Raw genomic sequence first — 26389 nt, forward strand, 5'->3', positions numbered from 1 at the left:
GAGTTGGTAATGAGATTTTTTATATTGTTACAATTGAGTACTGATATTAGACATACAATGTGTCTAGTTTAATTTTTAATCAGATTTGAAAGTATTTAATTTTTTAATAACTCGTATTAAAATTTGTTAATCTTCCATTTTTTAAAAATATAAAAAAAATACGAGTAGTTATTATCAACGGTGTTTTTGGCTAATAGATATTACTAACTTTAGGTATTTAAGGACAATCTAACCTTATGTAAATTGTTCGTTTTATAAGCTATAAACGTGGTTCTTTACTTTTTAAACTCCCTTTTATTTAAAGCGTTATTGAATTTAATGTTAGACCAGTTTACCGTTGTCCATGGGGCATCGTTTACTGCTGCTTTCCAAGTAGATTTCTTGTATTTTCGCTTTGTTGGTAATAGCATCCCATCAACTTCTTCATATTTTAATGTCATTAAATACGGGGTTTCTACAACTGCAAAGTCTGCAACCGTGAATAGAAATTGATCCACAAGAGATGTATTTTTATTAATATAAAGCTGATAAATATCGGTAGGTTTGGATTCCCCAAAATTGAACGATATTTTTACAACTTCATAAGCAATATCGTTTAAGGTTTCTTCGCCTAAATATTTATAGGTAACACCTTTGTCCATTAACTTCTGAAACATGGTAAACCAATAGAAATTGGTAGGTCTGTTAAAAGCAACTTTTTTTAAGGCAATACTATCGTTAAGAATTTCTCCGTTCTGTTTAAGCCAGAATTCTTTACCATCATAACCTTGCTCAATAGTTCCTTCTAGATCACTTAATGTTCTTTCATGCAGTTCATATTTTCCATATGACAATTCACCATCAAAAATGTACTTCTCTGTTGAGATATCTGTTTTACCATCAGCAGTTTGGTAGGTATACGTATACAGTACATCTTTCTTGGTGCGTAGTGTGTTGTAATCGCCAACTTTATCTAACATTTTTGAGACCAATTCTTGACCTTTATTTGTAACTACAGGAGTTTTAAGAGCTTCTTTGTTGGCGGACTGTTCTCCTTTGCAAGAAGTGATTAAGATGCCTATGGCTACTATTGTGGTAATTTTAAATTTCATGCGTTTTTGTTTAATGGGGATTAGATTAGAGCGCCATTGGCACCAATGACTTGACCAGAAATCCATTTAGAATCATTATGTGCTAAGAATAAAACCACTCTCGCAATATCTATGGGTTGTGCCAGCCTATCAAAGGCGTTCATGGAACTTAGCTTGTCTATGAATTCTTGTGATTTTCCTTTTAAGAATAAATCGGTCTCCGTGGCTCCAGGAGCCAGAGCGTTTACAGAAATGCCCCTGCCTATTTCTTTTGAAAATACTCTTGTCATTTGTTCTACTGCAGCTTTTGTGGCGGAGTATAAAGCGTAAAAGATGGAAACATGAGTTTTGCCGTGCTAGATGAAATATTAATAATGTTGCCATTATCGGATAATTTACTGTCCGCTTCTTGCAGTGTATTGAAAACTCCTTTAACGTTTACATCGAATAGCCTGTTAAAATCTTCTTGTGTGTTGTCTTTCAGTTTCTTGGTGACCAAGACGCCAGCGTTGTTTACCAATACATCTACCTTACCAAATGCCGCTATGGTTTGGTCAAATAGCTGGGTTACTTGATCTCTATCGCTTACATCTGCCTTTAATGCAATAGCGGTTCCTCCGTGATCTTTAATTTTAGCTACTGTAGCGTCTGCATCTTTTGTACTGTTGGAATGATTCACGATAACTCTAGCGCCATTCTCTGCTAATAATAGGGCTATTTCTTGCCCGATACCTCTAGAGGCTCCAGTAACGATTATTACTTTGTCTTCTAATCTCATGGTTCAAGTTTTAGTGATTTATTGTAAAGGGTTATAAGCTGGTTAACTTGTCGGTAACCAATTTTAAATTGGGTTCATTGATTTCAGGAGTGGGGGATAGTGGGTATAATTGAGCTCCAGGTCTGCTTATAAATGCACCTCTCCAATTTGCCCATAGCGCTCCAGATATATCCCAGCCATGTGCCGCTATCAAAAGACTTTCTTGTGGTTGAATATTCATTTTTCGAGCAGCCCAATTATAGGCATCGACATGAGGTTTAAATTTACCTATATCTTCAATGCTTAAGCGTTGATCAAAGTATTTGGTTAATCCGGCATTTTTAAATTGCGTTTCAACCCCTTTGTTAGAGGAGTTGGTAAACGATACAAGCTTGTAGCCAGCATCTTTTAAAGATTGTAAGGCAGATGGAACTTCGGGGTGTGCAGGTAAAGAACGTATGGGGTCTACAATAGATTTTTTTGCCTCATTGTGACTTAATGCAATGCCATTATTGGCTGCAACCATTTGAAGTGCTGCGGCGCCTATTATTGCAAAATCATTGTATTGGTTGGCTACAGTCGATACCAATGAATATTGTAACATGGTCGTGAACCAAAGTGGTAGTAAATCGTTTCTGCCATTTAGCGCTTCTGCTACACTGTCTTTCATTGCAGTTAAATCTAACAAGGTTTCATTGACATCGAAAAACAACACTTTTGGTCTTTCGGTTTTTAATTCCTTATTGTTGTGTGTTGCGAAACCTAAAGTAGGAATGGTTACACCGGCTGTGCCAAGAATAGTTGACTTTTTAATAAACTCCCTTCTGTTCGTATTCATATTTAAAGATGATTAAAAAACATTCTATACAGTATGTTTTTAGGTAAAAAAATTAGTGTTTAAGTTGTTTTAGGTATATAGACAAACCATTTAAATAATCATTGATTACTATATCATCATCATATAATTTTCGAATTCCGCGAATTCCCTCAAAAGAACTAATAAGGTAAACTGCAACAGCAGTACTAGAAATATCTTTTTTAATAGAATTTTCAGCTTTTCCTCTTTCCAAAAGATCGATAAGGGCAGTTTTCCATTCCTCTATTATATTCTTCAATGCTCTTTGGTAAACTTTTTCATGGTCACCAATTTCATTTATTAAATTGTTTGTAGGGCAGCCGTGCTTTTTCTCATATAGGGAAAAAGACTTTAGGCTGTTAAGAAAGGTATTTTCTAAAATGGTATATACGTTACCATCATTGTATAACGGATATACCATTCTTTTTTAAACTCTGCTCTGTACTTTTTTAGTGATGACGGCCAAGCCTAATTCTTTTTTATTTGTGAAATGATGGTAGAAGGCACCTTTTGTTAAAGAGGTAGCCTTCATTATTTTTTCTATGCTGGTAGTTTTAAATCCGTCTTCATAAAACAGCTTAAACGCCTCGTTCAATATAATTTGTTTTGATAGTTCAGATTTTAATGCCTGCTTCATACTGTAAAGATGTTTAATAAAATACGATAGGGAATGTTTTTTGGCAATGTTTAACCAATTATTAACGGTTAAGTTAAATTTTCAGTTATAAGTTTTTCCACCAATCAGTATAGTTGTTCATGGTATCTTTAACGATAATTTCTTGTCCAATTTGGGGTGAAATGGTGGTTATATTTAATTCAGTCGCCTTTGCTTTAACTCTTTTAATGGGGTCTGTCCATTCATGCAAAGCCAATTTGAAACCGGCCCAGTGTATGGGCATTATTTTTTTTGCTTTTACATCAACTCCGGCTTGTGCGGTTTCTTCTGGCATCATATGAATATCTGACCACATTTCATTGTATTGGCCACATTCCAATAAGGCTAAGTCAAACGGTCCATACTTTTCTCCTATAGCTTTAAAATGTTCGGCATAACCGCTATCACCGCTAAAAAAGATATTTTCTGTAGGTGATGTAATTACCCAAGAGCTCCATAACGTACTCTGTCCGTTAGTTAAATTTCTGCCTGAAAAGTGTTGTGCTGGAGTACAGACCAGTTTTAATGTTCCAAATTGTATTTCTTGCCACCAATCCATCTCCGTTATTTTTGAGGTTGGCACGCCCCAAGCCTCTAAATGACTTTCTATACCTAACGGAGTATAAAAACGATCGGTTTTGTCTTTAATTTTTAAAATTGTTTCGTAATCTAAATGATCATAATGGTCATGGGAGAATATGACTGCGTCAATTTGAGGTAGTTGTTCTATGGTTATTGGAAACTCTTTATTGAAACGATTTGCCCCTAAAAGTGGGTGGGGAGCTGCCACTGGACCGAACATGGGATCCAGTAAGATATTTTTGCCGTCTATCTGTACTAAAAAAGAAGAATGTCCAAACCATATCATTCTAGCCTCACCTGTATAATGGGTTATATTTTTAGGTTTTATATGTTGTGGTTTTAAATCTTCTTTAGGTCTACCATTTGAAACTTTAGTGGTAAAGAATTTATACGCTAGGCTAAGCGTTCCAGAAATACCTAAGTCTTTTGGTACCTCTTTTGTATTTCTGAATTTTCCATTTTTATATTGCTTAGATTTCTGAAATACTAATTCTTGCTCTTTAGAAATTTTACCACCAAAACTTGGGTAGAAATTGGTAAATAAAAGGGTAGTAATTACTAAAATTACTAGGATAGAAAGTGTTGCAATCATTATTTTTTTAAATATTTTTTTGATCATTTTAAATCATTTAATTTATGGGGTAATGATGAGTTGTTGTAAGTTCTCAAAGTTATTGTTTGTGTGCTATTCAAAACTTTTTAAGAATTCATATATTCTTCATTGGTGTAAAATATGGTATATAGTTGCAAAGTTAGTTTGGTATATGGTTACAATTCTACACTAAATACAGGTTGTTGAACACTTTTTACCTAATTTGAAATACTTTTGTCCATTGCGTTTTATAAACTAAAAAAGTTGGAGCTAGGAATATACATCCTAACTCCAACTATGTTTAGAAAGTTGTTTGAATTGCTTTCTTTATATAAAAATCTAAATTGTTTCAGGGCTTGATGTGGAATAGTACTTTTTCTTCAGCCAAAAAGATACTTTTACCAAAAATATCAACGCAGGAACTTCAACCAGCGGACCAATAACACCTGCAAATGCCTGACCAGAATTGAGTCCGAATACTGCAATGGCAACAGCTATGGCCAGTTCAAAATTATTTCCGGCTGCCGTAAATGCTACAGAAGTTGTCTTGTCATATTCCGCACCGGTTGCTTTAGTAAAAAAGAATCCGATGATGAACATTAGGGTGAAGTAAATTAGCAACGGTACTGCAATGATGAGTACATCCATAGGTATTTCTACTATTAACTCTCCTTTTAATGAGAACATGATGACAATGGTAAACAATAGCGCTATCAATGTCATTGGTGAAATTGCCGGTATAAATTTGGTAGTATACCATTCTTCGCCTTTTAGCTTCACTAAAATCAACCTACTTAATATTCCCATTAGAAATGGAAGCCCTAAATAAATGGCTACACTTTCTGCAATGGTACCAATGGATATATCTACTATGGCACCTTCAAAACCAAAATAGGGTGGAAGTACCGTAATAAATATCCATGCATAGAAGCTATAGGCAAATACTTGAAATATACTGTTCAATGCTACTAAACCTGCACCATATTCACTACTACCGTCGGCCAGGTCGTTCCAGACCAATACCATGGCAATACAACGTGCCAAACCTATAAGTATAAGACCTACCATGTATTCTGGGTAGTCAGACAAAAAGGTAATGGCCAAGATGAACATTAAAACGGGACCAATGATCCAATTTAAGATTAACGAGATAGATAAAATTTTGGTATTTCTAAACACTTTCGGTAATAACGCATAGTTCACTTTTGCCAAAGGCGGATACATCATTACTATTAAACCTATAGCTATAGGAATGTTAGTGGTGCCGCTGTTAAACGTATTTATGATATCTGGAAAGCCTGGAAAAAAGAAACCAATAGCAACCCCTAATGCCATTGCAGCAAAAATCCAAAGGGTTAAATTCTTATCTAAGAAGCTTAGTTTTTTAGTTGCCATTTTTACTTGTTAATTTGTGAGAATGTGTAAAACAATTCTGTCGCAATCTGCATACTTCTTTCAGCATACTTTTCTGCTTGCTGCGGCGTGTTATCAAACGCTTTTGGATCTTCAAAAGTGATGGGTACTCTTTTTTCAGCTCCGGCAATAAAAGGACAACCACCGTCTGCTTGTGAGCATGTCATGACCGCTGCAAATTGTGAAGCCGGATTAAAATAATCCTCGTAAGATTTAGAAAAACCAATTACCGGATGCTCATTTTCAGAATACTTAATAGCATATACAGGATTACTGGTGTCCGATAGTTTTTGTATTTGGAAACCTTGATTCTTTAAAGTCTCTACAACCATTGGGAACAATGCAGTTGCTTCTGTACCACCAGAATAACAATGTACATTTTTAATATTAAAATAGGTAGCCATAGTTTGTGCCCATACTTGAGATAAGTGACTTCTTCTAGAATTATGCGTACAGATAAAATTGATTCTTATTTCTTGATCGTTGGTAGTTTTCCCTTGTATAAAATCTACCAATGGCTGTAAAACAACTTTACGTTCTGCCGTAATTGAATCTGGCTGTAAATCTTTGATTAAATTCTCAATTCCTGGTAACATATTGGTTTCTGTAGTTATCATTTTTTTTAATGTTTTTTGGAATTTAACAACAGTTTCCGTCAGGTGCGCAACAAGGCTCATTATTTACCTCAGCAAGGTTTACTTTTGGTTTCTCTGCCGGTATACCACAATTGTCTTTTGCCAAACAGTCTGTTTGCTTAGATGCTAAGATAAAATTAGTGCCGTCAAATTCAAGACCAAATTTCTCAATGGTTTGTCCTTGGTATTCAACTTCTATTTTTAAATCATCTATACCTAAAACCTTTTCAGAAAGTTCTATTATATGTATCAATTTTTCTGGGTGTAACCTATGATCGTAATCATCGGCATTCCATAATTGAAAATTCACTACTTCCTCATTACGAACAGTGCCACCACAGTCAATGAAGTTTTTAGTGATTTTACCAACTTCGGTTACATGGAAATGGTTAGGTACCAATTCGCCATTTGGTAATTTAAAGGCTATAGTATCTAATTCCGCTAGGTGTTTTTTAATTTCTGATAGTCTCATAATCTTCGTTTTATAGTATATGTTGTCTTTTTATTTATTAATCGTAATAAAGCGATAAAAGAATATAAATTTTTTTAACAGCAATCTGTATTTGGAATATCTTGATCCAAGAATTTAATCATAATATCTTTCATGTTAGACCAGTTGTCTTTATCTATACAGTAACAAACACTGGTACCTTCAACATTACCCTTTATCAATCCTAAATTTTTTAATTCTTTTAAATGTTGAGAAATGGTTGGTTGCGCCAAACCTATTTCACTGACCAAATCTCCACATATGCACGTATCTATTTTAAATAAGTACTGTAAAATAGCAACACGCGCAGGGTGACCAAATACTTTGGCAAAGAGAGAAATCTTGTTCTGCTTATCAGTAAACATTTCTGTTTTTGCTAATCCCATTCTTTAACTTAATTGTTTCATTGCAATATTACGATATAATTGGCGATAATTTACTTCATAGATTACTTTTATTTTAGAATACTCTATAATTGCTGTATGAAATTTAAAAAATAACGGGAACCCTAATATGGTATTAATGCCTGTTTTTACGTTTTTTGGTAAAAATATTTCATTAGACCATCATATTTGACGCTTTTAATTTTCTCCTAATATCTTTATACAAACTTTTGAAAATGAGTTTTTTCTATGTTATTTTTATATAAGAATTAAATACGATAAAAATGGCATTAACGAAACAAACAAAAGGGAAGTACACTGTAGTGACCTTTACCATAGGAGCAAATGAAGCGCCAAGTAAATCTAGCGTTTTATTGTTAGGTGATTTTAATGGCTGGCAAACGAACGACAGCACTTTTCAAATGGAAAAGAAAGATGGTATATATGAGAAAAGTATAAAGCTTGAGAATGGTAAAAGTTACCAGTTTAGGTACCTCAGTGAAGATAAGGGGTGGTTCAATGATTATGCGGCAGATGCGTACGTTTCTTCTCCTTATTCCGGTATTGATAATAGCGTAGTGGATTTAAGTGAATTACCAACGACGAAGAAACCTGCAGCCAAGGCTAAGAAAGATGATTTAAAAAAGATTGAAGGCATAGGTCCAAAAATAGCATCTATCTTAACGGAGAAGGGGATAGGTACTTTTGCTAAATTGGCGGGATCTTCTGTAAAGAACTTAGAGCGGATTTTAAAAGAAGCTGGTCCTCGTTATGCGATGCATAAACCAGGTAGTTGGCCAAAACAAGCTAAATTGGCTAATGCCGGTGAGTGGGACAAGTTGAAAGCTTTGCAAGATAAATTGGATGGTGGTAAATGATAATCTACCTATTCTGCAATAAAATGCCTTAGATATGTTCTTAGGACTTTTTACTTAGTGAAATTTAATGAAGTAAGAAGTTACCTCATAGCTCTTAGAAAGTTTAAAATATAGCTTTTTACCAAAGCTGGCAATTTGATTTTACCTTACTTATTCATTTTGGTAATGTTGATCCATGTAGTGCAAATGTCTTTATGCGCAAAAGATGAAAATTGTTTTGTACGCTAAAGCTTTTTTCTTTGGGGTAAAATGTGAGTCTCTTTTTGGTGATTTTTATATTATCAGCGTCCAATTTTAATATAGGAAATGTCAGTTACATTGAATGCAGAATTTCATTATGGAAGAAAACGTTACCTTGTGTTGCATCAATTATTACGTAGTAATTTCTATTACCATCGCTATGTTCTTCTATAAAAGTATTGGTGCTTCTACTTGAGTTTGTAGTTCTTGGGCGTGACTTTCTTTTACAAATTTGACTATCAATACAATAGCTATAAGTACTTTGTTATACATGATAATTTATGGGTCAAATTGAGTACGATAAATATTTTATAAGCAATTTAATTGTTTGAAATACAGTTGAAATTATAATTTAATTTTGAATGAATAATGTGTGTTTATTCGCTCAAACTTATTTGCTTGTCTATTATTCCTTCAACTTCAATAACACCTCTTTTCCATGTTCATTATCCGGATTTAGAACTATAGACTTCTCGTACATTTTTATGCCTTCCTCTTTATTGCCAGCAATTAATAACGCCTCGCCATAACTATCATAAGCATTGGCACTTTCAGGAAATAATAGGGTAGTTGTTTTAAATATTTCTAAAGCCTTATCTAATTCTTGGGTTTGTAAAAATGAGTATCCTAAGGTATTTAAATCGTGTTCTGAACGATTATGGACTTTAGTTTCAATTGATAAGTCAATAGCATTATCCAATGCTTTTTGTAATACTACATTTTGTTCATCTTTGTCCAATGTTTCTGAATAAGCTTTAATGATGGCATTTATAACTAACGAAGGATTATCATTAAATACAGCATGGCTGCTGTTTTTAGCTATAATGTTAGTTACATTGTTGTTATTATCTCCTAAATCTACATGGACATTTTTCCATCTTTTAGCATATTCTTCTGGATATACTGGGGCGGATTTATCGGGAAAAATGTTTGTAACGGGGATATTTTCAGGAAACTGTGTGTTTCTTAATGAACGCATAATTTCGTTGTAATTATAATTCAGGTAATAATCTCCAGTATCTTTTGGTATCGTATTGATGTCAACAAATTTGTCTCTCATGGCTAAGAAATCTTCATTCCAAAAATTGCTAAGTGTAGCATCTATTAAAACAATAGATTTTACTTTCTTAGGATGGTTCCGCGCGTATAAAAGATTATATAATCCGCCATAGGAATGGGATACCAAAATAATATCATCACTATACCCTAATTTTGCAAGTCCCGCTTCCAGCTCTTTTATTCCGTTTTCAATTCCGAAATCTGATTCATTTTTTAGTGCCGGATTCAATTCACTCTTTCCAAACCCTGATCGGTCATACGTAATTAATGTAGTGCCCGTAACTTCATGTATTCTTTCTAAAATAGGAGTCCAAACAGAACTGTTATCACCGCCACCTGATTCAAAAAGAATGGGAGTGCCTTCTCCTTTTAAAATGTTGAAATGCATGATGTAACCACCTATATCTACTGGTGTATTTACTGATTGTGAAAGCATGGTGAACGATAGAGGAAAAATAGCTAAGAAGGCGAAATAGAATTTTTTCATTTTTTATTGGTTTACTTGATTGGTTAGATTTATAAATTATCTATTCGCTTAATTCACAACAATTAAGCCAAATAATTTATAAAAAACCTTGGTTTGTTTTGTCTAGGCATTCCAGTTTTGACTATTTCTTTAAACCATGCTTAAAAAGTGAGGAGGTCAGTTTGGCTTGTCATTATTTGTAAAGCGCAGGATTTTAGTTTTTGGAAAAAAACTTATTTGTTATAGCATACATCCGCGTTCCGCTTCTAACATGAAAAAAAGGCCCTTAAAAAGGCATGTCATGATAGTAATTATTTTATTGAAAGGCTTGATCAGCGGTCATCAGTGTTGAGTGGCGCTTAACATTACTTCATTTTAGACAGTAACACATTCTTTAGCTCCTCCACTAATTTTGGATGTTTTTCTGCTACATTATTGGTTTCGTTTTCTGCAGTTGTATGATCATATAACTCTACAAAACCATCTTTATGAAGCGTCATCCGATATGTTGCAGTTCTTATCGTAGTAGCATTATTTTTGTAAGCTACCGCTGGATGACCACTCGTATTGGGATGTTCTAATATATTCCTTAATGACACGCCACGGACAAACTCGGGTATTTCTACACCTGTTAAATCACATAGTGTTGGAAAGATATCAAGTGTCTCCACAATGGCATCAGTTGTAGCGCCTTTGCGCTCCATCCCAGGATAGTGAATTATTAAGGGAGAATGTAACGACTCCTCGAACAAGCTATGCTTTCCCCAAATAGCATGTTCTCCTAAGTGCCAACCATGGTCACCCCAAAGTACGACAATGGTATTTTTATCTGCCCCTGTACGTTTCAATTCTGCAATGATTTTTCCCACTTGCGCATCTGCGTAGCTCACACAGGCGGCATAATGGCGACGTACTTCTTCGGCAAAAGCCTTATCCTTATTGGGGTCTTTCTTCCACAGGTTGTACTGCCTAAATTCACTAGAATTATGCCATGTGGTTTTCCCTTCCGGTTTTTTAGGGTGTTCTATTGGGGGAAATTCAACACCTGTATAGCTATCAAAATAAGATTTTGGTGCTCCAAAAGGCAGGTGCGGTTTAATAATTCCAACAGCAAGAAAAAACGGGTTTTCGTTATTTGTAGTAAGCGCTCTTAGTTGGGTTATGGCTTGATCGGTAATAGCTCCGTCCGGATAAATGTTATCATTACCCTCTACAGTCTGAAAAACGTCCATATCGCTCGCTTTTATTCTAATCTCTCCATTAGCTAAACCGTGCATCATTCCTCGTGGATGCTCCCATTCCAAAACCGGCATAAGGTGTTTGTCCCAAGCATTGGGCATTTCAATTATTGTACTATCATTCCAATTACTACCACCTCTTCCTCCTGGATGATGAGATACTTTTCCCACAGAAACAGTGGTATAGCCATTTGTTTTAAACCATTCTGGCATGCTTGGATGTATTTCTTTTATTCCTTCTTCCATTTTATTTGCCCTAAGAAAAAGCGCATTGTTACTTGCTGATCCGTATAGTCCCGTTAAAAGGGTATAGCGAGAAGGTCCGCAACTTGGTGCATTGACGTAATGTTTTTGAAAGGAGACTCCTTTTGCTGCTAACTTGTCAATATTTGGTGAATTAATATAGTCTGCGCCAAAGCATTTTAACTCTGGACGAAGGTCATCTACACATATTAGAAGAATATTAGGCTTTTGAGGCGATTGTGTTTTAATACAACTGGTCAGCAACAAGAGGCATGGAACCATACTAAAAAGCAATTTTAATACTTTCCTTTTCATTACTGTATGATATTAATTTTATAATTATTCAATGTTATCATATTTTTTGGAATTCAAGGTTACCATAGCATAATTGCATTCAACTGGGATATGTAACCATTAGATATGGGTTATTATGCGATATTTTTAGGTTTGATAGATACGTTAGCAAATTCATTTGAATTAGCACGTAGTTGGATCCACCGTAATTGCAATTTTATAGTGTAACTATTGCACAAGTTAGGCAAAAAATGACTGTTGATCATAGCCAATCTGCCAAGTGATCGTAATCTTAAGTACGCGAGAAAAGAGGTGTTTCCTCCAAAAAAAAGGTCTTTGTCAAAATAAGAATTAAGTAGCCCTTTTTTTTAGTAAGAATTATACAAAGTTGCATCTGTGGTATGGAGTTAACTGTATTTTAAGAAGAAAGTACTGGTTTTTGAAAAATATGGATTAAATACGGATGAACACTAAGGATTAAAAGCATTCTGTGTTATACAGATGGTTATATCTATAAAATTACTGCGTTAAATTAACACGTTTATTGCTCCATTATTATAACCCTTTTTGAATCTTACTCATATAAATTTGATTTCTGTGTAGTAACTACATGGTAAGTATTGCTGAGATTGAATAACTCTAAGGCGATAAACTAGACTTACTATATTGAATTGACATTAAGTTATCTATGTAGAAATCGTTTAAATCAACTTAGATGAATGTGAAGGGAAAAAAGGAATGATACCGTAGGGTTGATAGAGAAAGCTGTAAAACTTGGCTACGCACGGGGAGTATTATTGAAATATAATGGTCAATGTATAGATCTACGTCCGTAATGAATCACTGGCGTCAATAGTTGTAAGGGCAAGGAAAATCCAATTCTGATGGACAGGCAAGGTGAAATCACCGGGTTGAAAAAAAGAATAAAGGATGCCGAACCGGAACGTAATTACCTTAAATAGCGATAACCATTTTCTGCTAATGTAACGGGGAAAGTATAGTTTCATAAATCATCATAAAGTTAAATTTCCAGTTGTGAAAATGAGCAAAATATTCAAGTAACGTAAAAGTAGTTTAATTGTCGGTTAGATTAGGAGGCATGCAAAAGAGGGTTGGAAAAACAAACAATATAGAAAAGAATTAGTCAGTCAAATATTAGGGTTATAAGTCTTAAACAATGATCTGCTTTTTGGAAGAATTCCACGTGGGAATAAGATAAATTGTGGCTATCACCGGCGCCATAGCCAATATGATTTCATATGTAATACTAATACATTTGTTTACATACACGTTTCATCCATTTCGATCAAATGCTTAGTGGATATATGGGGTAATAACAAGGAGTCTGCAATTAGAATTCTGGATAATCTCCATTTGTCCATAAAATACCTAGCGATGATTTTAGGTTTGTTCGTTGTCAATTTAACCAATTCAAAAGCAATAATTCTTGTAAATAAAGTAAAGGGAGTTCGTATAATTATCAAATTAAAACTCATGTTTTACGGGATAGTTAGCTCAAAATATGGTTTGCATAAGTTATTCTTTCCTTATTGTTCGCCTAATATTTCTAAACTATTTTTTTTATGTAAAGTAGCGTTATCGGTTAAAATATTTTATTACTATGTTAAAAATACACAGTAAATTGCTATATTGCGCTAAGTGAATGAATATAACACATGGTACAAATGGAACTTTCTAGACAGATTAATCTAATTGAGAATCGATATCCTATAAGAATTGTTCAATTTGGAGAAGGCAATTTTTTAAGAGCATTTGTTAATTATGCTTTCCATAGGTTAAATAAAGATTTAGGAGAATCCTATGGAGTGGTGGTGGTTCAGCCGCTAAAAAATGGCATGGTAGATATGCTAAAAAAGCAGGATGGTTTATATACGTTGTTTTTAAAAGGTATTTCTAAAGGGCAACTTATTGAGAATAAAATGTTAATAGATAACATAACTTCTTTAGTTAATCCCTATGCAGATTTTAAGGAGTATCTAGATATTGCAAAGGAAGAGTTGTTGGAATATGTAATATCTAATACAACAGAAGCAGGTATAGCTTTTGACGTGAATGATTTGCCAACTATGACTCCTCCTAATTCATTTCCTGGAAAATTAACGGTGTTACTTTTAGAGCGGTATAAATTTTTTAATGGAGATCCATTAAAAGGTCTTACGATAATTCCATGTGAGTTAATCAACTACAATGCGGATAAGTTAAAAGAATTGGTGCTGAGGTATGTTGATTTATGGGAGTTAGGTGATGAGTTTAAAGATTGGATTATAAATCACAATAGTTTTCACAATACATTGGTTGATAGAATAGTTCCTGGTTACCCTAAAGATAATATTGAAGAGTACAATCAACAATTGTTTTATAATGACAAATTGTTGATTGCGGCAGAAAGTTTTTTTCTATGGGTAATTCAAGGTGACCATATATTAAAATCAAAATTGCCTTTTAACAAAATAGATTTAGATGTAAAAATTGTAGATGATATTCAGCCTTACCGGACTAGAAAAGTGAGAATCTTAAATGGCGCACATACGGCTTTGGTTCCATTATCTATATTATATGGTAATACTACGGTAAGAGAATCTATGGTAGATGACTTTACAGGGAATTATATTAAGGAATTGGTATTTGATGAAATAGTTGAAGCTTCAAATCTAGATAAAAATGAATTGACGCAATTTGCTGAAGATGTTTTTGATAGATTTAAAAACCCATTTATTGAACATCAGCTATCTAGTATTGCTATGAATTCTATTTCAAAATTTAGTGTTCGCGTATTGCCAAGCTTACTTGAATATATTGAAAAATTTAATAGGGCACCAAAGAAGATAGTTTTTTCATTTGCATGCTTAATACGATTTTATAAAGGAGATTGGAACGGACAAAAACTTCCTGTAAATGATGCTGAAAATATCATATTGTATTTTAAAAATGCATGGCTAGAAGAAAGTTATACTAAAGTCTTAATAAAAATTTTGGCAAACGAAGAATTTTGGGGACAAGATTTAAATAATATTAATCAGTTAACTGAATTGGTGGCTAAAGCTTTAGAAATGATTGATAATGGTGGTGTTGAGCAGGCCTTTAAAAATTTTAATAACATATAAGAAGTAGTATTAAAAATAAATAGATATATGAAAAACGCACAAACAAGAAGGTCATTTATAACGTCTGTTTCAATGTTAGCGGCAGGTACGGCCTTAGCAACAGCAGCTCCATTGAGTTTTTTTAAAAACCGAAAATTAAAAGTGGTTTTAGTAGGTACAGGTGTTAGGGGAACCTCTTTTTGGGGTAAGCGTCTTGTAGATGAGTACTCAGATATTTTAGAATTTGTAGGTCTTTGCGATCCTAATCCTGGAAGGTTAAAATATGCAAAAAAATATATTGGAACCTCTTGTAATACCTATGCTGATTTTGACCAAATGATAGTCGAAAATAAACCAGACTTGGTAATTGTCACTACTACAGATTCAACCCACCACGAATATATCATTAGAGGCTTGGAACTAGGTTGTGATGTGTTGACAGAGAAACCGTTAACAACAGATGAGGTTAAATGCCAACAAATTTTAGATGCAGAAAGAAAGCATAATAAAAATGTTATAGTAGGTTTTAATTATAGATGGAGTCCTTATAATACTAAAGTTAAAGAGTTAATACAAAGTGGGAGTATAGGAGAAATAACCTCAGTAGATTTCCATTGGTATTTAAATACCCATCATGGAGCGTCTTATTTTAGAAGATGGCATGGTTTAAGACAAACTGGAGGATCGTTATGGGTACATAAATCTACTCATCATTTCGATTTGGTAAACTGGTGGCTAGATTCTGACCCTAAGGAAGTATTTGCCTATGGCGATTTAGAATTTTATGGTAGTGCAAACTCATTTAGAGGCAATAATTGTAGAGATTGCGAACATACAAAGACTTGTGATTTTTACTGGGATATTACCAAAAATGAACGGGATATGGACTTGTATGTAAAGAACGAAGAGCATGATGGATATATACGTGATAATTGTTTGTTTAGAAAAGAAATAAATATTTATGATAAGATGTCTGCACAGGTTAAATATGCAAACAATGTTGTTTTAAATTATTCATTAACAACATATTCCCCTTTTGAAGGTTGGAGAATTGCTTTTAATGGCACTAAAGGAAGAATTGAAGCGGCTTTAGATATTCCTTACAACAAGAAAGACGTTCTAAGTCAAGAAGAGTTACATGCATTAGAAATGAGTCAGGGAGGTAAAGAAGTGGCACGTTATGAGCCGGTTATTTTACATAAGATATGGGACAAACATGAAACAATTCAAGTGCCTTACGAGCGTGGAGGTCATGGAGGAGGGGATAAAAGATTGCATGATAAAATATTCAAGAATCCTGATAATAAAGACCATTATGATAGAGCGGCGGGCGTTAGAGATGGCGCAATGTCTATACTTGTAGGTGTTGCAGCAAGAAAGAGTATAGAAAGTGGTGAGCCCATAAAAATAGCTGAGCTTACAGATTTAGAACCAAGACCAAAAAGGATATAAATTTAACCATGTTGTTTTTCTGTATTTTGGTGTTATCATCTAAGTGATTAACAGGAATTGAAAGAAAGCTTAAGGTATCCAATTGGTAGTAGATGTTTATAAATTAGAATGGGAGTTAAATGGGAGTGGTTTTTAAATTGAAGTAGCTAATCGTAAGAATAACCTAAACTATCACTTTGCTTTTTTATGGAAAAACAATATTTTCCCAAAAGTCCAATCACTTCAATTCTCCAACTACTACAGATACACTAGGAGGAGAAAATCAATTTTCCATAAGTGAATTTACAGCAGGATATTTTGCAGGGATAGGCTTTACAGAAATTAAAATAGCAATTGTTCTTTTAAAATTAAAGTGAGATTTTTTTTCATAGCCTATAAGTATATTAATTGCATTTAAAGATAAAAAAAGAGCCTTTGCGTAATTATAACAAAGACTCTTTTTTTGTTTTTGAAGATTAAATATTTTCAACCATTAAAATTTCTAGTTTTCTTTCTCCATCCTTAAAAGGCCAATTTATTATATCACCTACCTGTCTGCCAATGGTGGCAACGGCAACATCGCACAGAATAGATAATTTTCCTTTTTTATTGTTTGTTTTAGTACTTGCTACAAACATATATTCTTTTTCTTTGTTATCCGTATAATCTTTGATTTTTACACGTCGGTTTACCGTAACAATATCATCTGGTAAGTCTCGCCTAAGTACTTGTTTGGCATTTTTTAATTCTAATAATAAAAGATCTTCTTCTTGTTTAGTTACTTTTTTTCTTCGAACATGATCTTTAATCATATCGTATATTCCGGTGGTTAAAATTACATTTTTTGACATAATATATTTTTTTGAATTTTCCTTCTTAATACGATGTAGTTATGACTCAATCATTCAAAATAGTGCACAGTATATTGAGCTCCTGTTTTTGAATGCTAATAGTAGCGTTAAGAAAGAGAATAAGATTAAAATTTGAGAATAATAAAGAGGGGTCCCTGTTTTGAGTCGTAACAGGGATTAATGAACAAACTCTTTTGAATTTTTTAAAAAAATATCGTCATGTAAGTAAGATAATGACAGCACTAATCCTAAAATTATTTTTTTAGTATATAGAAAGTGATCTGCTACCATTTGTGTTAGAAATTAACGAATAACAAAGTTAAACTTTATATTTAAAACTTACAATGTTAAAGCCACTAAGGTATATTGAAAACAATTGTTTTATAGATTTTCCTGAAGGCATCAAGTTTTTAAATACAGCGAACTTTTTAAAGTTGCTTACTTTTGGTTTTAATCTGCTATTAGTTTTATTCATTATGTCGATTATGAAGGTTAACAAAATAATATAATATCAATAGCATCTTAACGTTTGTGTGTTAACTTTAAATTCAGAACAAAAGCATTTTTAGGAAGACTGTTCTCACTCTTTCAATGAAATGAGCATATCCAAAAATACCTTTTATATACGATAAAAGGAGGTATTGGACCTTCATTTCCTTAAGGGAATAAGAAAGATAAATACGATCAAATTTGCAAAGGCGAACAAAGTTTTGCACCTTTCGGTAATCGCCTGTAATCTTAAGAAAAATCTGAAATTTGAAAACAAACGATAAAAAAATGGTGCAGGTAAGTTTGTCTTCTTATCATTTGTAAAAAGTATGGTTCATTACTTGAAAAGTACTTCTCCGGTACACCAAAAAAATAGGTGCTAATTCTAACATGGGGTAAAAAAGGTATCCTTAAGAGTATTTCAGCTTAAATATTACGTTTATACTTGCACTTTAGAGCCAAAAACTTAAATAAATCAACTAATATAGAATCAATATATAATAATGCATGGGTAATAAAATGAAATTGAAATCCACTTTAAGTAAGGGTATTTATGTTCCAAGTATGATTTTTATTATTGGGGTTTGTATTTTATCTGCCATTTTTCCGGAGGTAACCAATTCAATCCTTGATTTTGTGAAGAATTACATTTTTATAAACTTGTACTTTATTTTTGTTTGGTCAGTCACGGCATTTGTGCTGTTTTTATTTTTTTTACTTTTTACAAAGTATGGAAACATCCGGTTGGGGAAGAACAATAGCAAACCAGAATATTCTTTTTTCTCTTGGATTTCTATGCTTTTTGCTGCAGGTATGGGAATTGGATTAATGTATTTTAGTGTTGCCGAACCTATGCAGCATTACACACATACAGCATTTTCTGATAACTCATCCCTTCAAAGGGCAAATGACGCACAGCTATTTACTTTCTTTCATTGGGGCGTTCATGCTTGGGCTATTTATGGAGTTGTGGGGTTATCACTTTCTTATTTCGCTTATCGTTACCGTTTACCCTTATCTTTGCGCAGCTGTTTTTATCCACTTTTAAAAGACAGAATTAAAGGAAAATGGGGTGATATAATTGACATATTTGCTCTGTGTAGTACTTTTTTCGGAATTACAACAACACTTGGATTTGGAGTACTACAATTAAATTCTGGTCTTGAAAAATTTAATATTGTTCCAGATTCCAGTTTCTTTTACCAAGCATTAATCGTTATTGCTCTGGTTTCCATTTCAGTTTTTTCTGCTGTAAGTGGGGTGAATAAGGGCGTTAAGATCTTAAGTCGAATTAATATTATTAGTGTTGTCATACTATTATTATTTGTGCTTTTTTTAGGACCAACAGTATATTTAATAGGAACCTTTACGGAAGGGTTGGGAAGCTATATTTCTAATTTTTTCGATTTAACCTTTTCAACCTATGCCAATGAAGAATTAAAGCAAAAATGGTTTTTTGATTGGACAATTTTATATTGGGCTTGGTGGATTTCATGGTCTCCTTATGTAGGCATATTTATAGCAAAAATATCCAAAGGACGTACCATTAGAGAGTTTGTTTCAGCAGTACTAATCATCCCTACTTTGTTTAACTTTATTTGGATGTCCGTTTTTGGGAATAGTGCAGTTTGGTTTGATCAAAATATTGCAGATGGAGCATTGAGTTTACTAGCGAATAATCCAGATATGTTGATGTTTAGCTTTTTAGAATATTTACCATTAACAGAAATCACAAGTTTATTAACTTTAGCTATTATCATTATTTTCTTTGTTACTTCTGCCGATTCTGGAATATTTGTAATGAATGGGATAGCAACAAAAAATGCACCTATATCCCCAAAGTGGCAAATTGTAAGTTGGGGAGTCTTACTCGCATCTCTTGCACTTATGTTGTTACGCGTTGGTGGTCTAGAGGCATTGCAATCTATGACATTAATAACGGCCTTACCCTTTGTAATTATTATATTACTCTTTATAATAAGCTTTGTAAAGGCTTTAATTATTGATCAAAATTATTATGAACGTGACTATTCTGTTTCTACAGTTCCTTGGTCAGGGCAATCATGGAAGTCACGGCTTGGACAAATTATTTCATTTAGTGATAAACAAACGACCAATGAATATATTGATAAGACAGTAAAGCCAGCTTTTGAAAATTTGCACAAAGAGTTTTTAAAGAATGGTGTTAATGCAAAACTTAATTCCTTTATAGATCCTAATAAAATTGAAATAGAGGTGGAGTATGATTTACTTAATAACTTTATTTACGGAGTTAGAAATGAGTCTAAATTGGTATCCGATAGTTTGATGAATGAACAGAACACAAATGATATAGAAAATAATCGTGTGTTTTTCCCTAAGTCTTATTTTGGTGATGAGCGAGAAGGCTATGATGTTCAGTTATTTACTGAAAATGAATTGATTTCAGATGTTCTTAAGCATTATGAGCGCTTTTTAGGCATTGTGTCAGATGAAAAAAATCAATTGTTTACTAGCCGTAACATTAATAAAAGAATGAAGTAGGCGTTTTTTAAAATCTAAATTTTGTTTTTCATCTATTAAATTATTTTTGTCTGCAAAAAAACGGAATAATATTTTTTACGCTTTGCATTTTCCGTTTATATATTGTTTAACCTCTGGAGGACTCTCTTTTTTATTAATTGATTATGAATGAAAAAAGAAAGTTCCATTCTGGTTTAGGGTTAAATTATATGAGTGTCATCGGTGTGTTTTTAAATGCATTACAACAACCTTTCGTTTGGTCTAAAATAAGCTATGTTTTTTACACATTGTAGGTGTTTAGCATGGGCATAATTATTTACTGAAAGGGAAATAATTAGACTAGAGGGTGCAAGACTCTAATGTGCAGGGGTAGTGCCCTGAATTATTAATAATTGGCAAGGGAGGTAACCGGCGAGGTTACATCTAAAGATTATTTGCGGTTGAATAATGCGCAAGTACCAATTACAAAATTCGGTGCCAACGAACAGGAACCGGATATGAGCTGTGAGGATGGATGAGCAAGCAAATCATTGTGAAGTCCCAAACATTTTTAAGTAAATGCAAAAACAGTAGGTCAGACAGTAATCGATGGAAAAGATATAATGATCTGAAATTTTTAGTGTTAAGAAAATGTTTGGCAGACATTTTAACCAACTAGCCAGCATGCGTGTAGCATAACCAGGTGTAGCTATATGGGGAATTAGCCGAGGTCATAGTACTTACGAGAAACGTACTAGGGAAAAACCTTAGAATTATTACGGGTAAGGATGGATAGAACATAATTCTCTTTAAAATTTGCAAAGGAATGAAAACACATAGCCTATTTCAAAACTAGCGGATAGTTTTAAGGGGAAAAAGAGGCTTGGAGTAATGACTTACGAAACGGAGTATATTGAACCTTAACGTACGATGGAGCAAGAGGCGTACGCTATCAATTACTGGCACAGCCGTTTACTTGAATGTATACCATTTTTTTTACGCTTTCTCCATTTGTGAACTAATAAAAGGTATTCTCGGGGCTAAAAAATAGCCAGTCAAACTTGCAAATAAGATTGGTATAAAATGTCCAAACCCTGTTAAAGTAGCAAGTAAAATTGTTGTACTCATTGGGGTTCTAGTTACACAAGCGTTAATAGCAGCCATACAGCTAACTATAGCTAAAGTCAAATTTAATGTCGGAAAAAGTTGATGTATAATTAGTCCTAATGTTGCTCCTACGAAAAATAACGGAATAATAAATCCACCTCTCCAGCCTGATGTTACAGTTATTGAAATCGCGATAATTTTAAAAAACAAAATTGCAAACAATAAAGTCAAAGGGAAGGTCCCTGATAGTAGCTCGTTAATTTCGTGATGACCAAAATATCGGGTTAATGGAAAATAAAATGATATAATGCCAAGTAGAATTCCACCAATTAGCGTTTTAATATAAATGGGTATTGGTTTTTTCTCAAAAAGTGATTTGAAAAATTTAGTACAAAAAATAAAAACCCACCCAAAGGTTGTACCTATTATTGCAAAAAGAATTGCATAACCAAAATCAAAGACCCCAGAATATTCATAAGCAGATAAATCCCATATTGGAGCAAGGCCTAAATGAACTATTAAAGCAAATACCAAATAACTAAAACAACTTGCAACAAGTGCTGGGATTATAGCCTTGTAATATTCAACTGCGTGTTTGTGGTGCAGTATTTCTAAAGAAAACAAACTACCCCCCAAAGGCGCACCGAACAACGCAGTAAAACCAGAAGCCATTCCTGCGATACTTAAAGACCTTAATTCTTCGCCTTTAAGTCGGAATAATTTACCTAACCAAGTACCTGTTGAACCTGTCACTTGCACCAATGGTGCTTCTGGTCCAAGACTTCCACCTGATGCAACACATAATAATGAAGAGAGAACCATTGATAGATTGTTTTTAGGGTCTAGTTTTCCTTTATTAAATCGAATGTTGTTTACAATCAAATGTATTTCTCCTGGGTCACCAATGAAATGAATAATCAAGCCTGCTAATAGTCCGCAAGTTGCCATAACAGGAATTACATGCCAACTATTAAAATATGCTAATTGATGAGTTAAAAACTCAAGTCCGATCCAATAAGTACCTGCAATTATTCCACCAATTAACCCAAGTAAAGCCCAAAGTAAAAAAGTGCGACCGAAAACGAAAGGATTAAATCGGATAGGTTGATCTAATATATTTAAATATGTTATTAATTTTCTTCTTCGTTTCAATTTCACTGTTTCGTTGCTATTTTATATGACATATAACGGTTGTTATAAGAATAGTTAAGAATTAAAATGCACTTTTTTTTAAATCTAGATTTTGCCAAATTTACAATTTTACCGATATTTTTTTTTAATTGTCAAGTTATAAATTTGGCGGATTTTGTTAATATGCACTCCCTTAGGGTTTGGCAATTAGCCCTTATTATTTTTAGCCATTGTGTGTGCCCAGTATGGGCATCTTTTAAAGACAGAAAAGTAGTTAATTCATCTAGAGAATGAAGATCTCTAATGAACAAGAGAAACTCCTTAAACCATTAGTAAGCAACAAGGTTGGTAAAAGTGAGCTTACGTCTGAAGAGATGAGTTTATAAATCTTGGTGCCAATGAAAAGTAACCGTATATAAAGCATAAATGCACGAGGAAAGTATTCACACTTCGGTAAGCTTAGTGCATCGTAGTAGGGTCTAAAGAACACTAAAAGGATGATGATGTTGATACGGAAGAGGTGGGGTGAAAGAAGGTGTCTTTACCTGAAAGGCGGAGCATGAAGAATATATATAGGAGGCATTTTTAACGAATAAGCAAGCATGCGTGTGGCATGACCATGTACACTGTCCGGTTAGGGGGCATAAGCATAACAAAACATGCAAAAAGGTATATGATTTAATCGTGAACAAGGGCAAGCGCAAGAAATTGGCACTGATAGCCGCCGCCAACAAACTATTAAAGCAGTCTTTTGCTATCGCAAAATCTGGTAGGCCATATGATGAAACTTACGTCTCTTGATTGCCTGGATAAATAGCGGATACATTGAATAAAAAAAGCTTAAGAATCTGTTTTTTGAATCTATGAGCCTAGAATACCATTGTCTCAGATTAAGGAAGAATTTGTTTGTTTTTCACCTCAGTTCTTTGTTGGCTTTTTGTATTTTATTTTACGTACTGTTTCTTTCTAACCTATGATATATTTTGATTTTGGTAAATACGAAATTGCTTTTGCTACGAAATACGATATAACAAAGACAATGATTGCCACAAGTACTTCTTCAATACCTGGGTGTAAGTTCCAGGCGGGAATTAATTTTGCGCCAATCCATAAATAGAGGATGTAGTGCACTAGAAATATTCCAAAACTCAACCTTGATAGTTCATTCATGACTTTTTGAATTATTCTTGGTAATTTCAATTTTTGGAAGAACATAAACACCCCAGCAGTCATCATTGCCACATTTAGAGTAAGATATCCAATCAAAGTTTCAATAATTACCCATCCCTCATCATTTACTTTAGCTACTTTTTGGGAATTTAAACGTCCGATGTCGTACCATAAACCATTGTAAGTTATAATATAACCCATCACAAATAGTAATCCTCCAATTAGGCATGATTTTCGTGCAGAAAATGTATTATATCGGTGTAAAAATATACCAAGTAAAATGTACCCTAAATACCCGCTAAAATATATTAGCATGCCGTGGTTGTTCCAGTTGCTTTCACCATGAATTTTAGGAAACCACATTCGGATATATGGAAATAAAAGGGTAATTCCCCAAATTGTTAAAAACCATAACATATCTTTTTTTGATGCATTTTTAACCCACGGTGAAATAATTGGCATAAATAAATAGAGCCCTAAAATGCTGTAAATAAACCAAAAATGAATATTACTTGCTGTAAAATTTATAGGTATCATCATCAAATTATAGACATAAATATTCATTTTGCCAGTAAATGCATTGGCCGGTCCTCCAAAAACTGTTTCTGAAGGTAAAGGGAAAAATACATATAGAACGGACCAAACTAAAATTGGAATAACAATACGCGTAAACCTACGCTTAAGAAATGTACCTGAATCCACCTTTAATGGCAATAGCAATGTGCCTGAAAGTAAAATAAACAGCGGTACACATGGTCTTGTAAGCGTTAAAAGTTGACTCCATGCTAAGCCGAATTCTCCTGTGGCGCTTTCAGCGTAATAATCTCCAACATGGCAGAGGACAACTAAAAAACAGGCAACTACACGTAGAGTGTCTAAGTAATCAATTCTCTCTTTTTTAATGCTGTTCATTTTTACATTTTTTCTTATTCGTACAATTTGTTACCACTTTCATTGTTAACTAAATCATACTTATTTTAGTATGAAAGCTAATAATTCTATAGGTGCACAATTGCACATATACCCAAATATCTCTAAGTATATGCAATGTTCTATTTTCTGTGCACGCTAATATACCATTAAAGAATAAACCTATAATTATTAGCTCATATTCCAATACGGTAAACCCTAATCACAAAAAATGTTTTAGTCTAAGTAAGAAATGACTAAAATTCACCAAACAACCAATATGTTTTTTACAAGTTAAATGTGCTATATATTCGTAAAAACATAGACAGCAATCGCAATTGTATTGGAAAAATATAATTTTAAAAAGCTGAATAAATTATTTTATAACGTTGACCCAGTTCATGGGAATGAGAAAAATAAATACGATCGTACTCGCACAGGCGAACAAGGACATGCACCTATCCGCGATCGCCTACCATCTCAAAAAGCACCTAAAATTCGAGAACAAACGCCCGAAAAGCGGGGCGGGGAAGCTTGCCCTGCCGTTATTTATAAAAACATGATAAATACGTGAAAAGTCTTTTTCAGCTACTTCTAAAATTTAGGTTCAATAATATCTGGCATGACATAAAAAAGCCCCTTAAAGAAGCTTATATGGATAGTGGTTATTTCTAATCGTAGGCTTGTGCAACGGTTACCGGTGTTAGCAAATGTTTTTATTTCTTCTTTACTTTATAGGATATATTTCGGTTAATAAATCTTTTACTTTTTCGAAATCTTCAATTTCTTTTGGTATTATAATCATTTCATGTGGTAAACTACTTTCTCCTTGAATAGTCAGTCCTTTTCCCTCATTGGTGAAAATCGATTTAATTTTGTCTACTGGTATTGAAGTTTTTTTAATATAAAGTTGCTCTCTACTAATTTCGTTTTTATTGATTATTAGTACGAAACTTTCAAATTGTTTTTTAACCCTTTTCATAGCTAAAAAAACGATTAAGGAGAAAATTCCAATTACTATTGGAGCCACAATTATAAGTGTATCTATTTTTGTAGTAAAACCTTTTGATTTTATTCCTAAAACAACAATAAGTATAGTTGCTAATATTAGAGCTATTTTAAGAATTATAGGCTTACTAATTTCAGAGAATCCATTTTCTTTAATTTTAAATTCTTGGTTCATTATATTTATTTTAATATTTGCTAACGAGTTTGTGTATGTAAAGTTGCCTGGTTAAGCAACTAATTTGGTAAACAAATACGAACCAGAGAAAATCCCCGAGGATTTTCGTAAGTAGGCGAGAATTAGCCATTAATTATACACGTCTTAAGTTTGATTCTCAGTAAATTGTTGATATAATTAGAAAGAACAAAAGAGAGAATTAAGGTTACTATATACGGTGAAGCTTTAGACTTCGACAACATTGATAATCCTCTCTCTTTTACTACTTAGATCACGTTCAGTTCTGTGAGACTTTAGATCTCGTTTTCAAGTTGTTGTGAGCAGAAGTAGCCGGTTCTTTCATAAATCATTTTCTATGAATAAATATAAAGAAACTTTTGGAGTTGACATCAGTAAGGAAGTCTTTGATGTACATGGTAGTAAAACAGGTTGCCACCAGTATAAGAACAATGAAGCGGGGTTCAGGAAATACCTAAAGGAATTGCCCAAAGGTTCATTGGTGGTTATGGAAGCTACCGGTTACTATCATTATAGGCTAATACAATGCCTTGACGGATACCCAAAGTGAATGCTTACAGTTGTTCCGGTTATTGGATACCTATTTAAAACAACGTACCGCAACCAAGAACAAGATACATGGGGAAGCTGTTCTGGGCATACCCTCAAAGTTTGTTTATCGATC

The 26389-nt window shown here is 33.5% G+C and carries 24 protein-coding genes and 2 pseudogenes; 8 read left to right on the plus strand and 18 right to left on the minus strand.

Annotation, left to right across the window (positions count from 1 at the left end; translation table 11 throughout):
- Positions 1-275 precede the first annotated feature (275 nt).
- The 11 genes from BW936_RS17465 to BW936_RS17505 form a co-directional block, all read right to left on the minus strand.
- Positions 276-1091, minus strand: coding sequence for a hypothetical protein (locus tag BW936_RS17465; RefSeq protein WP_076550768.1), 816 nt, complete (start codon positions 1089-1091; stop codon positions 276-278).
- A gap of 20 nt (positions 1092-1111) precedes the next feature.
- Entirely contained in the window at positions 1112-1360 is a 249-nt protein-coding gene (locus BW936_RS19975; RefSeq protein ID WP_244156259.1) for an SDR family oxidoreductase, read from the minus strand.
- A 5-nt stretch (positions 1361-1365) separates the two neighbouring features.
- Positions 1366-1848 carry an SDR family NAD(P)-dependent oxidoreductase gene (locus BW936_RS17470; protein ID WP_244156260.1) on the minus strand — a complete coding sequence of 161 codons (483 nt, stop codon included), beginning with the start codon at positions 1846-1848 and terminating at the stop codon, positions 1366-1368.
- Positions 1849-1879: 31 nt separating this feature from the next.
- On the minus strand, positions 1880-2665 hold the full coding sequence (locus BW936_RS17475) for a haloacid dehalogenase type II (protein WP_076550770.1): 786 nt from the start codon (positions 2663-2665) through the stop codon (positions 1880-1882).
- A gap of 52 nt (positions 2666-2717) precedes the next feature.
- Positions 2718-3104: a TetR family transcriptional regulator C-terminal domain-containing protein gene (locus tag BW936_RS19980; RefSeq protein WP_244156261.1), complete on the minus strand. Its 387-nt coding sequence runs from the start codon at positions 3102-3104 to the stop codon at positions 2718-2720.
- Positions 3105-3110: 6 nt separating this feature from the next.
- Positions 3111-3320, minus strand: a complete 210-nt coding sequence (locus tag BW936_RS19985; protein ID WP_244156262.1) for a TetR/AcrR family transcriptional regulator — start codon at positions 3318-3320, stop codon at positions 3111-3113.
- Positions 3321-3405: 85 nt separating this feature from the next.
- Positions 3406-4539, minus strand: a complete 1134-nt coding sequence (locus BW936_RS17485) for an MBL fold metallo-hydrolase (RefSeq protein ID WP_244156263.1) — start codon at positions 4537-4539, stop codon at positions 3406-3408.
- 312 nt (positions 4540-4851) lie between these two features.
- Entirely contained in the window at positions 4852-5907 is a 1056-nt protein-coding gene (gene arsB, locus BW936_RS17490) for an ACR3 family arsenite efflux transporter (RefSeq protein ID WP_076550772.1), read from the minus strand.
- Positions 5908-5909: 2 nt separating this feature from the next.
- Entirely contained in the window at positions 5910-6542 is a 633-nt protein-coding gene (locus BW936_RS17495) for an arsenate-mycothiol transferase ArsC (RefSeq protein WP_076550775.1), read from the minus strand.
- 22 nt (positions 6543-6564) lie between these two features.
- Complete coding sequence (locus BW936_RS17500) at positions 6565-7032, minus strand: DUF6428 family protein (RefSeq protein ID WP_076550778.1); 468 nt, start codon at positions 7030-7032, stop codon at positions 6565-6567.
- 74 nt (positions 7033-7106) lie between these two features.
- Positions 7107-7436 carry an ArsR/SmtB family transcription factor gene (locus BW936_RS17505; RefSeq protein WP_076550779.1) on the minus strand — a complete coding sequence of 110 codons (330 nt, stop codon included), beginning with the start codon at positions 7434-7436 and terminating at the stop codon, positions 7107-7109.
- Positions 7437-7717: 281 nt separating this feature from the next.
- Here BW936_RS17505 and BW936_RS17510 point away from each other — a divergent pair, with 281 nt between their 5' ends.
- A complete protein-coding gene (locus tag BW936_RS17510) occupies positions 7718-8311 on the plus strand; it encodes a helix-hairpin-helix domain-containing protein (RefSeq protein WP_084182126.1) in 594 nt (197 codons plus the stop codon).
- A gap of 646 nt (positions 8312-8957) precedes the next feature.
- On the opposite strand, the gene BW936_RS17515 is transcribed toward BW936_RS17510, so the two are convergent.
- The 3 genes from BW936_RS17515 to BW936_RS19525 all read right to left on the minus strand — a co-directional run bounded on the left by BW936_RS17515 (position 8958) and on the right by BW936_RS19525 (position 13347).
- A complete protein-coding gene (locus tag BW936_RS17515; RefSeq protein WP_076550781.1) occupies positions 8958-10097 on the minus strand; it encodes an alpha/beta fold hydrolase in 1140 nt (379 codons plus the stop codon).
- Between the two features lie 344 nt (positions 10098-10441).
- On the minus strand, positions 10442-11872 hold the full coding sequence (locus tag BW936_RS17520) for a sulfatase (protein WP_076550784.1): 1431 nt from the start codon (positions 11870-11872) through the stop codon (positions 10442-10444).
- A gap of 1259 nt (positions 11873-13131) precedes the next feature.
- Positions 13132-13347, minus strand: coding sequence for a hypothetical protein (locus tag BW936_RS19525; protein WP_143744214.1), 216 nt, complete (start codon positions 13345-13347; stop codon positions 13132-13134).
- 189 nt (positions 13348-13536) lie between these two features.
- Here BW936_RS19525 and BW936_RS17525 point away from each other — a divergent pair, with 189 nt between their 5' ends.
- Together BW936_RS17525 and BW936_RS17530 are read left to right on the plus strand one after the other, a co-directional pair.
- Positions 13537-14976, plus strand: coding sequence for a tagaturonate reductase (locus BW936_RS17525; RefSeq protein ID WP_076550813.1), 1440 nt, complete (start codon positions 13537-13539; stop codon positions 14974-14976).
- Positions 14977-15003: 27 nt separating this feature from the next.
- Positions 15004-16407: a Gfo/Idh/MocA family oxidoreductase gene (locus BW936_RS17530; protein ID WP_076550787.1), complete on the plus strand. Its 1404-nt coding sequence runs from the start codon at positions 15004-15006 to the stop codon at positions 16405-16407.
- Between the two features lie 455 nt (positions 16408-16862).
- Here BW936_RS17530 and BW936_RS17540 read toward each other — a convergent pair whose 3' ends face one another.
- Positions 16863-17237 carry a GreA/GreB family elongation factor gene (locus BW936_RS17540; protein WP_076550791.1) on the minus strand — a complete coding sequence of 125 codons (375 nt, stop codon included), beginning with the start codon at positions 17235-17237 and terminating at the stop codon, positions 16863-16865.
- Positions 17238-18233: 996 nt separating this feature from the next.
- Here BW936_RS17540 and BW936_RS17545 point away from each other — a divergent pair.
- Positions 18234-20249 (plus strand): BCCT family transporter, encoded by a 2016-nt coding sequence (locus tag BW936_RS17545; RefSeq protein ID WP_076550792.1) that lies wholly within the window; start codon positions 18234-18236, stop codon positions 20247-20249.
- A 371-nt stretch (positions 20250-20620) separates the two neighbouring features.
- Positions 20621-20746, plus strand: coding sequence for a hypothetical protein (locus BW936_RS20080; RefSeq protein WP_262494014.1), 126 nt, complete (start codon positions 20621-20623; stop codon positions 20744-20746).
- Between the two features lie 457 nt (positions 20747-21203).
- Here the strand turns inward: BW936_RS20080 and BW936_RS17550 are convergent, their stop codons facing one another.
- On the minus strand, positions 21204-22472 hold the full coding sequence (locus tag BW936_RS17550) for a chloride channel protein (RefSeq protein ID WP_076550794.1): 1269 nt from the start codon (positions 22470-22472) through the stop codon (positions 21204-21206).
- 618 nt (positions 22473-23090) lie between these two features.
- On the opposite strand from BW936_RS17550, the pseudogene BW936_RS19990 reads away from it, so the two are divergent.
- Positions 23091-23246: pseudogene (locus BW936_RS19990) on the plus strand (IS110 family transposase); the annotation flags it as partial.
- 165 nt (positions 23247-23411) lie between these two features.
- Here the strand turns inward: BW936_RS19990 and BW936_RS17560 are convergent.
- Positions 23412-24527, minus strand: a complete 1116-nt coding sequence (locus BW936_RS17560) for an acyltransferase (RefSeq protein ID WP_076550798.1) — start codon at positions 24525-24527, stop codon at positions 23412-23414.
- Positions 24528-24867: 340 nt separating this feature from the next.
- On the opposite strand from BW936_RS17560, the gene BW936_RS19670 reads away from it, so the two are divergent.
- Positions 24868-25098 carry a hypothetical protein gene (locus tag BW936_RS19670; protein WP_159439034.1) on the plus strand — a complete coding sequence of 77 codons (231 nt, stop codon included), beginning with the start codon at positions 24868-24870 and terminating at the stop codon, positions 25096-25098.
- Between the two features lie 153 nt (positions 25099-25251).
- On the opposite strand, the gene BW936_RS17565 is transcribed toward BW936_RS19670, so the two are convergent.
- Entirely contained in the window at positions 25252-25707 is a 456-nt protein-coding gene (locus BW936_RS17565; RefSeq protein WP_076550800.1) for a hypothetical protein, read from the minus strand.
- Between the two features lie 355 nt (positions 25708-26062).
- Here BW936_RS17565 and BW936_RS17570 point away from each other — a divergent pair.
- Positions 26063-26389, plus strand: a pseudogene (locus BW936_RS17570) (IS110 family transposase); the annotation flags it as partial.

Source organism: Maribacter ulvicola (assembly GCF_900155985.1).
GTDB classification, from domain to species: domain Bacteria; phylum Bacteroidota; class Bacteroidia; order Flavobacteriales; family Flavobacteriaceae; genus Maribacter; species Maribacter ulvicola.

Coding starts and splice junctions, on each gene's coding strand:
- BW936_RS19985 (WP_244156262.1), bottom strand. CDS start 3,320: ATGAAGCAGGCATTAAAATCTGAACTATCAAAACAAATTATATTGAAC.
- BW936_RS17540 (WP_076550791.1), bottom strand. CDS start 17,237: ATGTCAAAAAATGTAATTTTAACCACCGGAATATACGATATGATTAAA.
- BW936_RS17525 (WP_076550813.1), top strand. CDS start 13,537: ATGGAACTTTCTAGACAGATTAATCTAATTGAGAATCGATATCCTATA.
- BW936_RS17545 (WP_076550792.1), top strand. CDS start 18,234: ATGGGTAATAAAATGAAATTGAAATCCACTTTAAGTAAGGGTATTTAT.
- BW936_RS17505 (WP_076550779.1), bottom strand. CDS start 7,436: ATGGGATTAGCAAAAACAGAAATGTTTACTGATAAGCAGAACAAGATT.
- BW936_RS19980 (WP_244156261.1), bottom strand. CDS start 3,104: ATGGTATATCCGTTATACAATGATGGTAACGTATATACCATTTTAGAA.
- BW936_RS17520 (WP_076550784.1), bottom strand. CDS start 11,872: ATGAAAAGGAAAGTATTAAAATTGCTTTTTAGTATGGTTCCATGCCTC.
- BW936_RS17470 (WP_244156260.1), bottom strand. CDS start 1,848: ATGAGATTAGAAGACAAAGTAATAATCGTTACTGGAGCCTCTAGAGGT.
- BW936_RS17485 (WP_244156263.1), bottom strand. CDS start 4,539: ATGATCAAAAAAATATTTAAAAAAATAATGATTGCAACACTTTCTATC.
- BW936_RS17530 (WP_076550787.1), top strand. CDS start 15,004: ATGAAAAACGCACAAACAAGAAGGTCATTTATAACGTCTGTTTCAATG.
- BW936_RS19525 (WP_143744214.1), bottom strand. CDS start 13,347: ATGAGTTTTAATTTGATAATTATACGAACTCCCTTTACTTTATTTACA.
- BW936_RS17495 (WP_076550775.1), bottom strand. CDS start 6,542: ATGATAACTACAGAAACCAATATGTTACCAGGAATTGAGAATTTAATC.
- BW936_RS17475 (WP_076550770.1), bottom strand. CDS start 2,665: ATGAATACGAACAGAAGGGAGTTTATTAAAAAGTCAACTATTCTTGGC.
- BW936_RS17500 (WP_076550778.1), bottom strand. CDS start 7,032: ATGAGACTATCAGAAATTAAAAAACACCTAGCGGAATTAGATACTATA.
- arsB (WP_076550772.1), bottom strand. CDS start 5,907: ATGGCAACTAAAAAACTAAGCTTCTTAGATAAGAATTTAACCCTTTGG.
- BW936_RS19975 (WP_244156259.1), bottom strand. CDS start 1,360: ATGACAAGAGTATTTTCAAAAGAAATAGGCAGGGGCATTTCTGTAAAC.
- BW936_RS17510 (WP_084182126.1), top strand. CDS start 7,718: ATGGCATTAACGAAACAAACAAAAGGGAAGTACACTGTAGTGACCTTT.
- BW936_RS17560 (WP_076550798.1), bottom strand. CDS start 24,527: ATGAACAGCATTAAAAAAGAGAGAATTGATTACTTAGACACTCTACGT.
- BW936_RS17465 (WP_076550768.1), bottom strand. CDS start 1,091: ATGAAATTTAAAATTACCACAATAGTAGCCATAGGCATCTTAATCACT.
- BW936_RS17565 (WP_076550800.1), bottom strand. CDS start 25,707: ATGAACCAAGAATTTAAAATTAAAGAAAATGGATTCTCTGAAATTAGT.
- BW936_RS17515 (WP_076550781.1), bottom strand. CDS start 10,097: ATGAAAAAATTCTATTTCGCCTTCTTAGCTATTTTTCCTCTATCGTTC.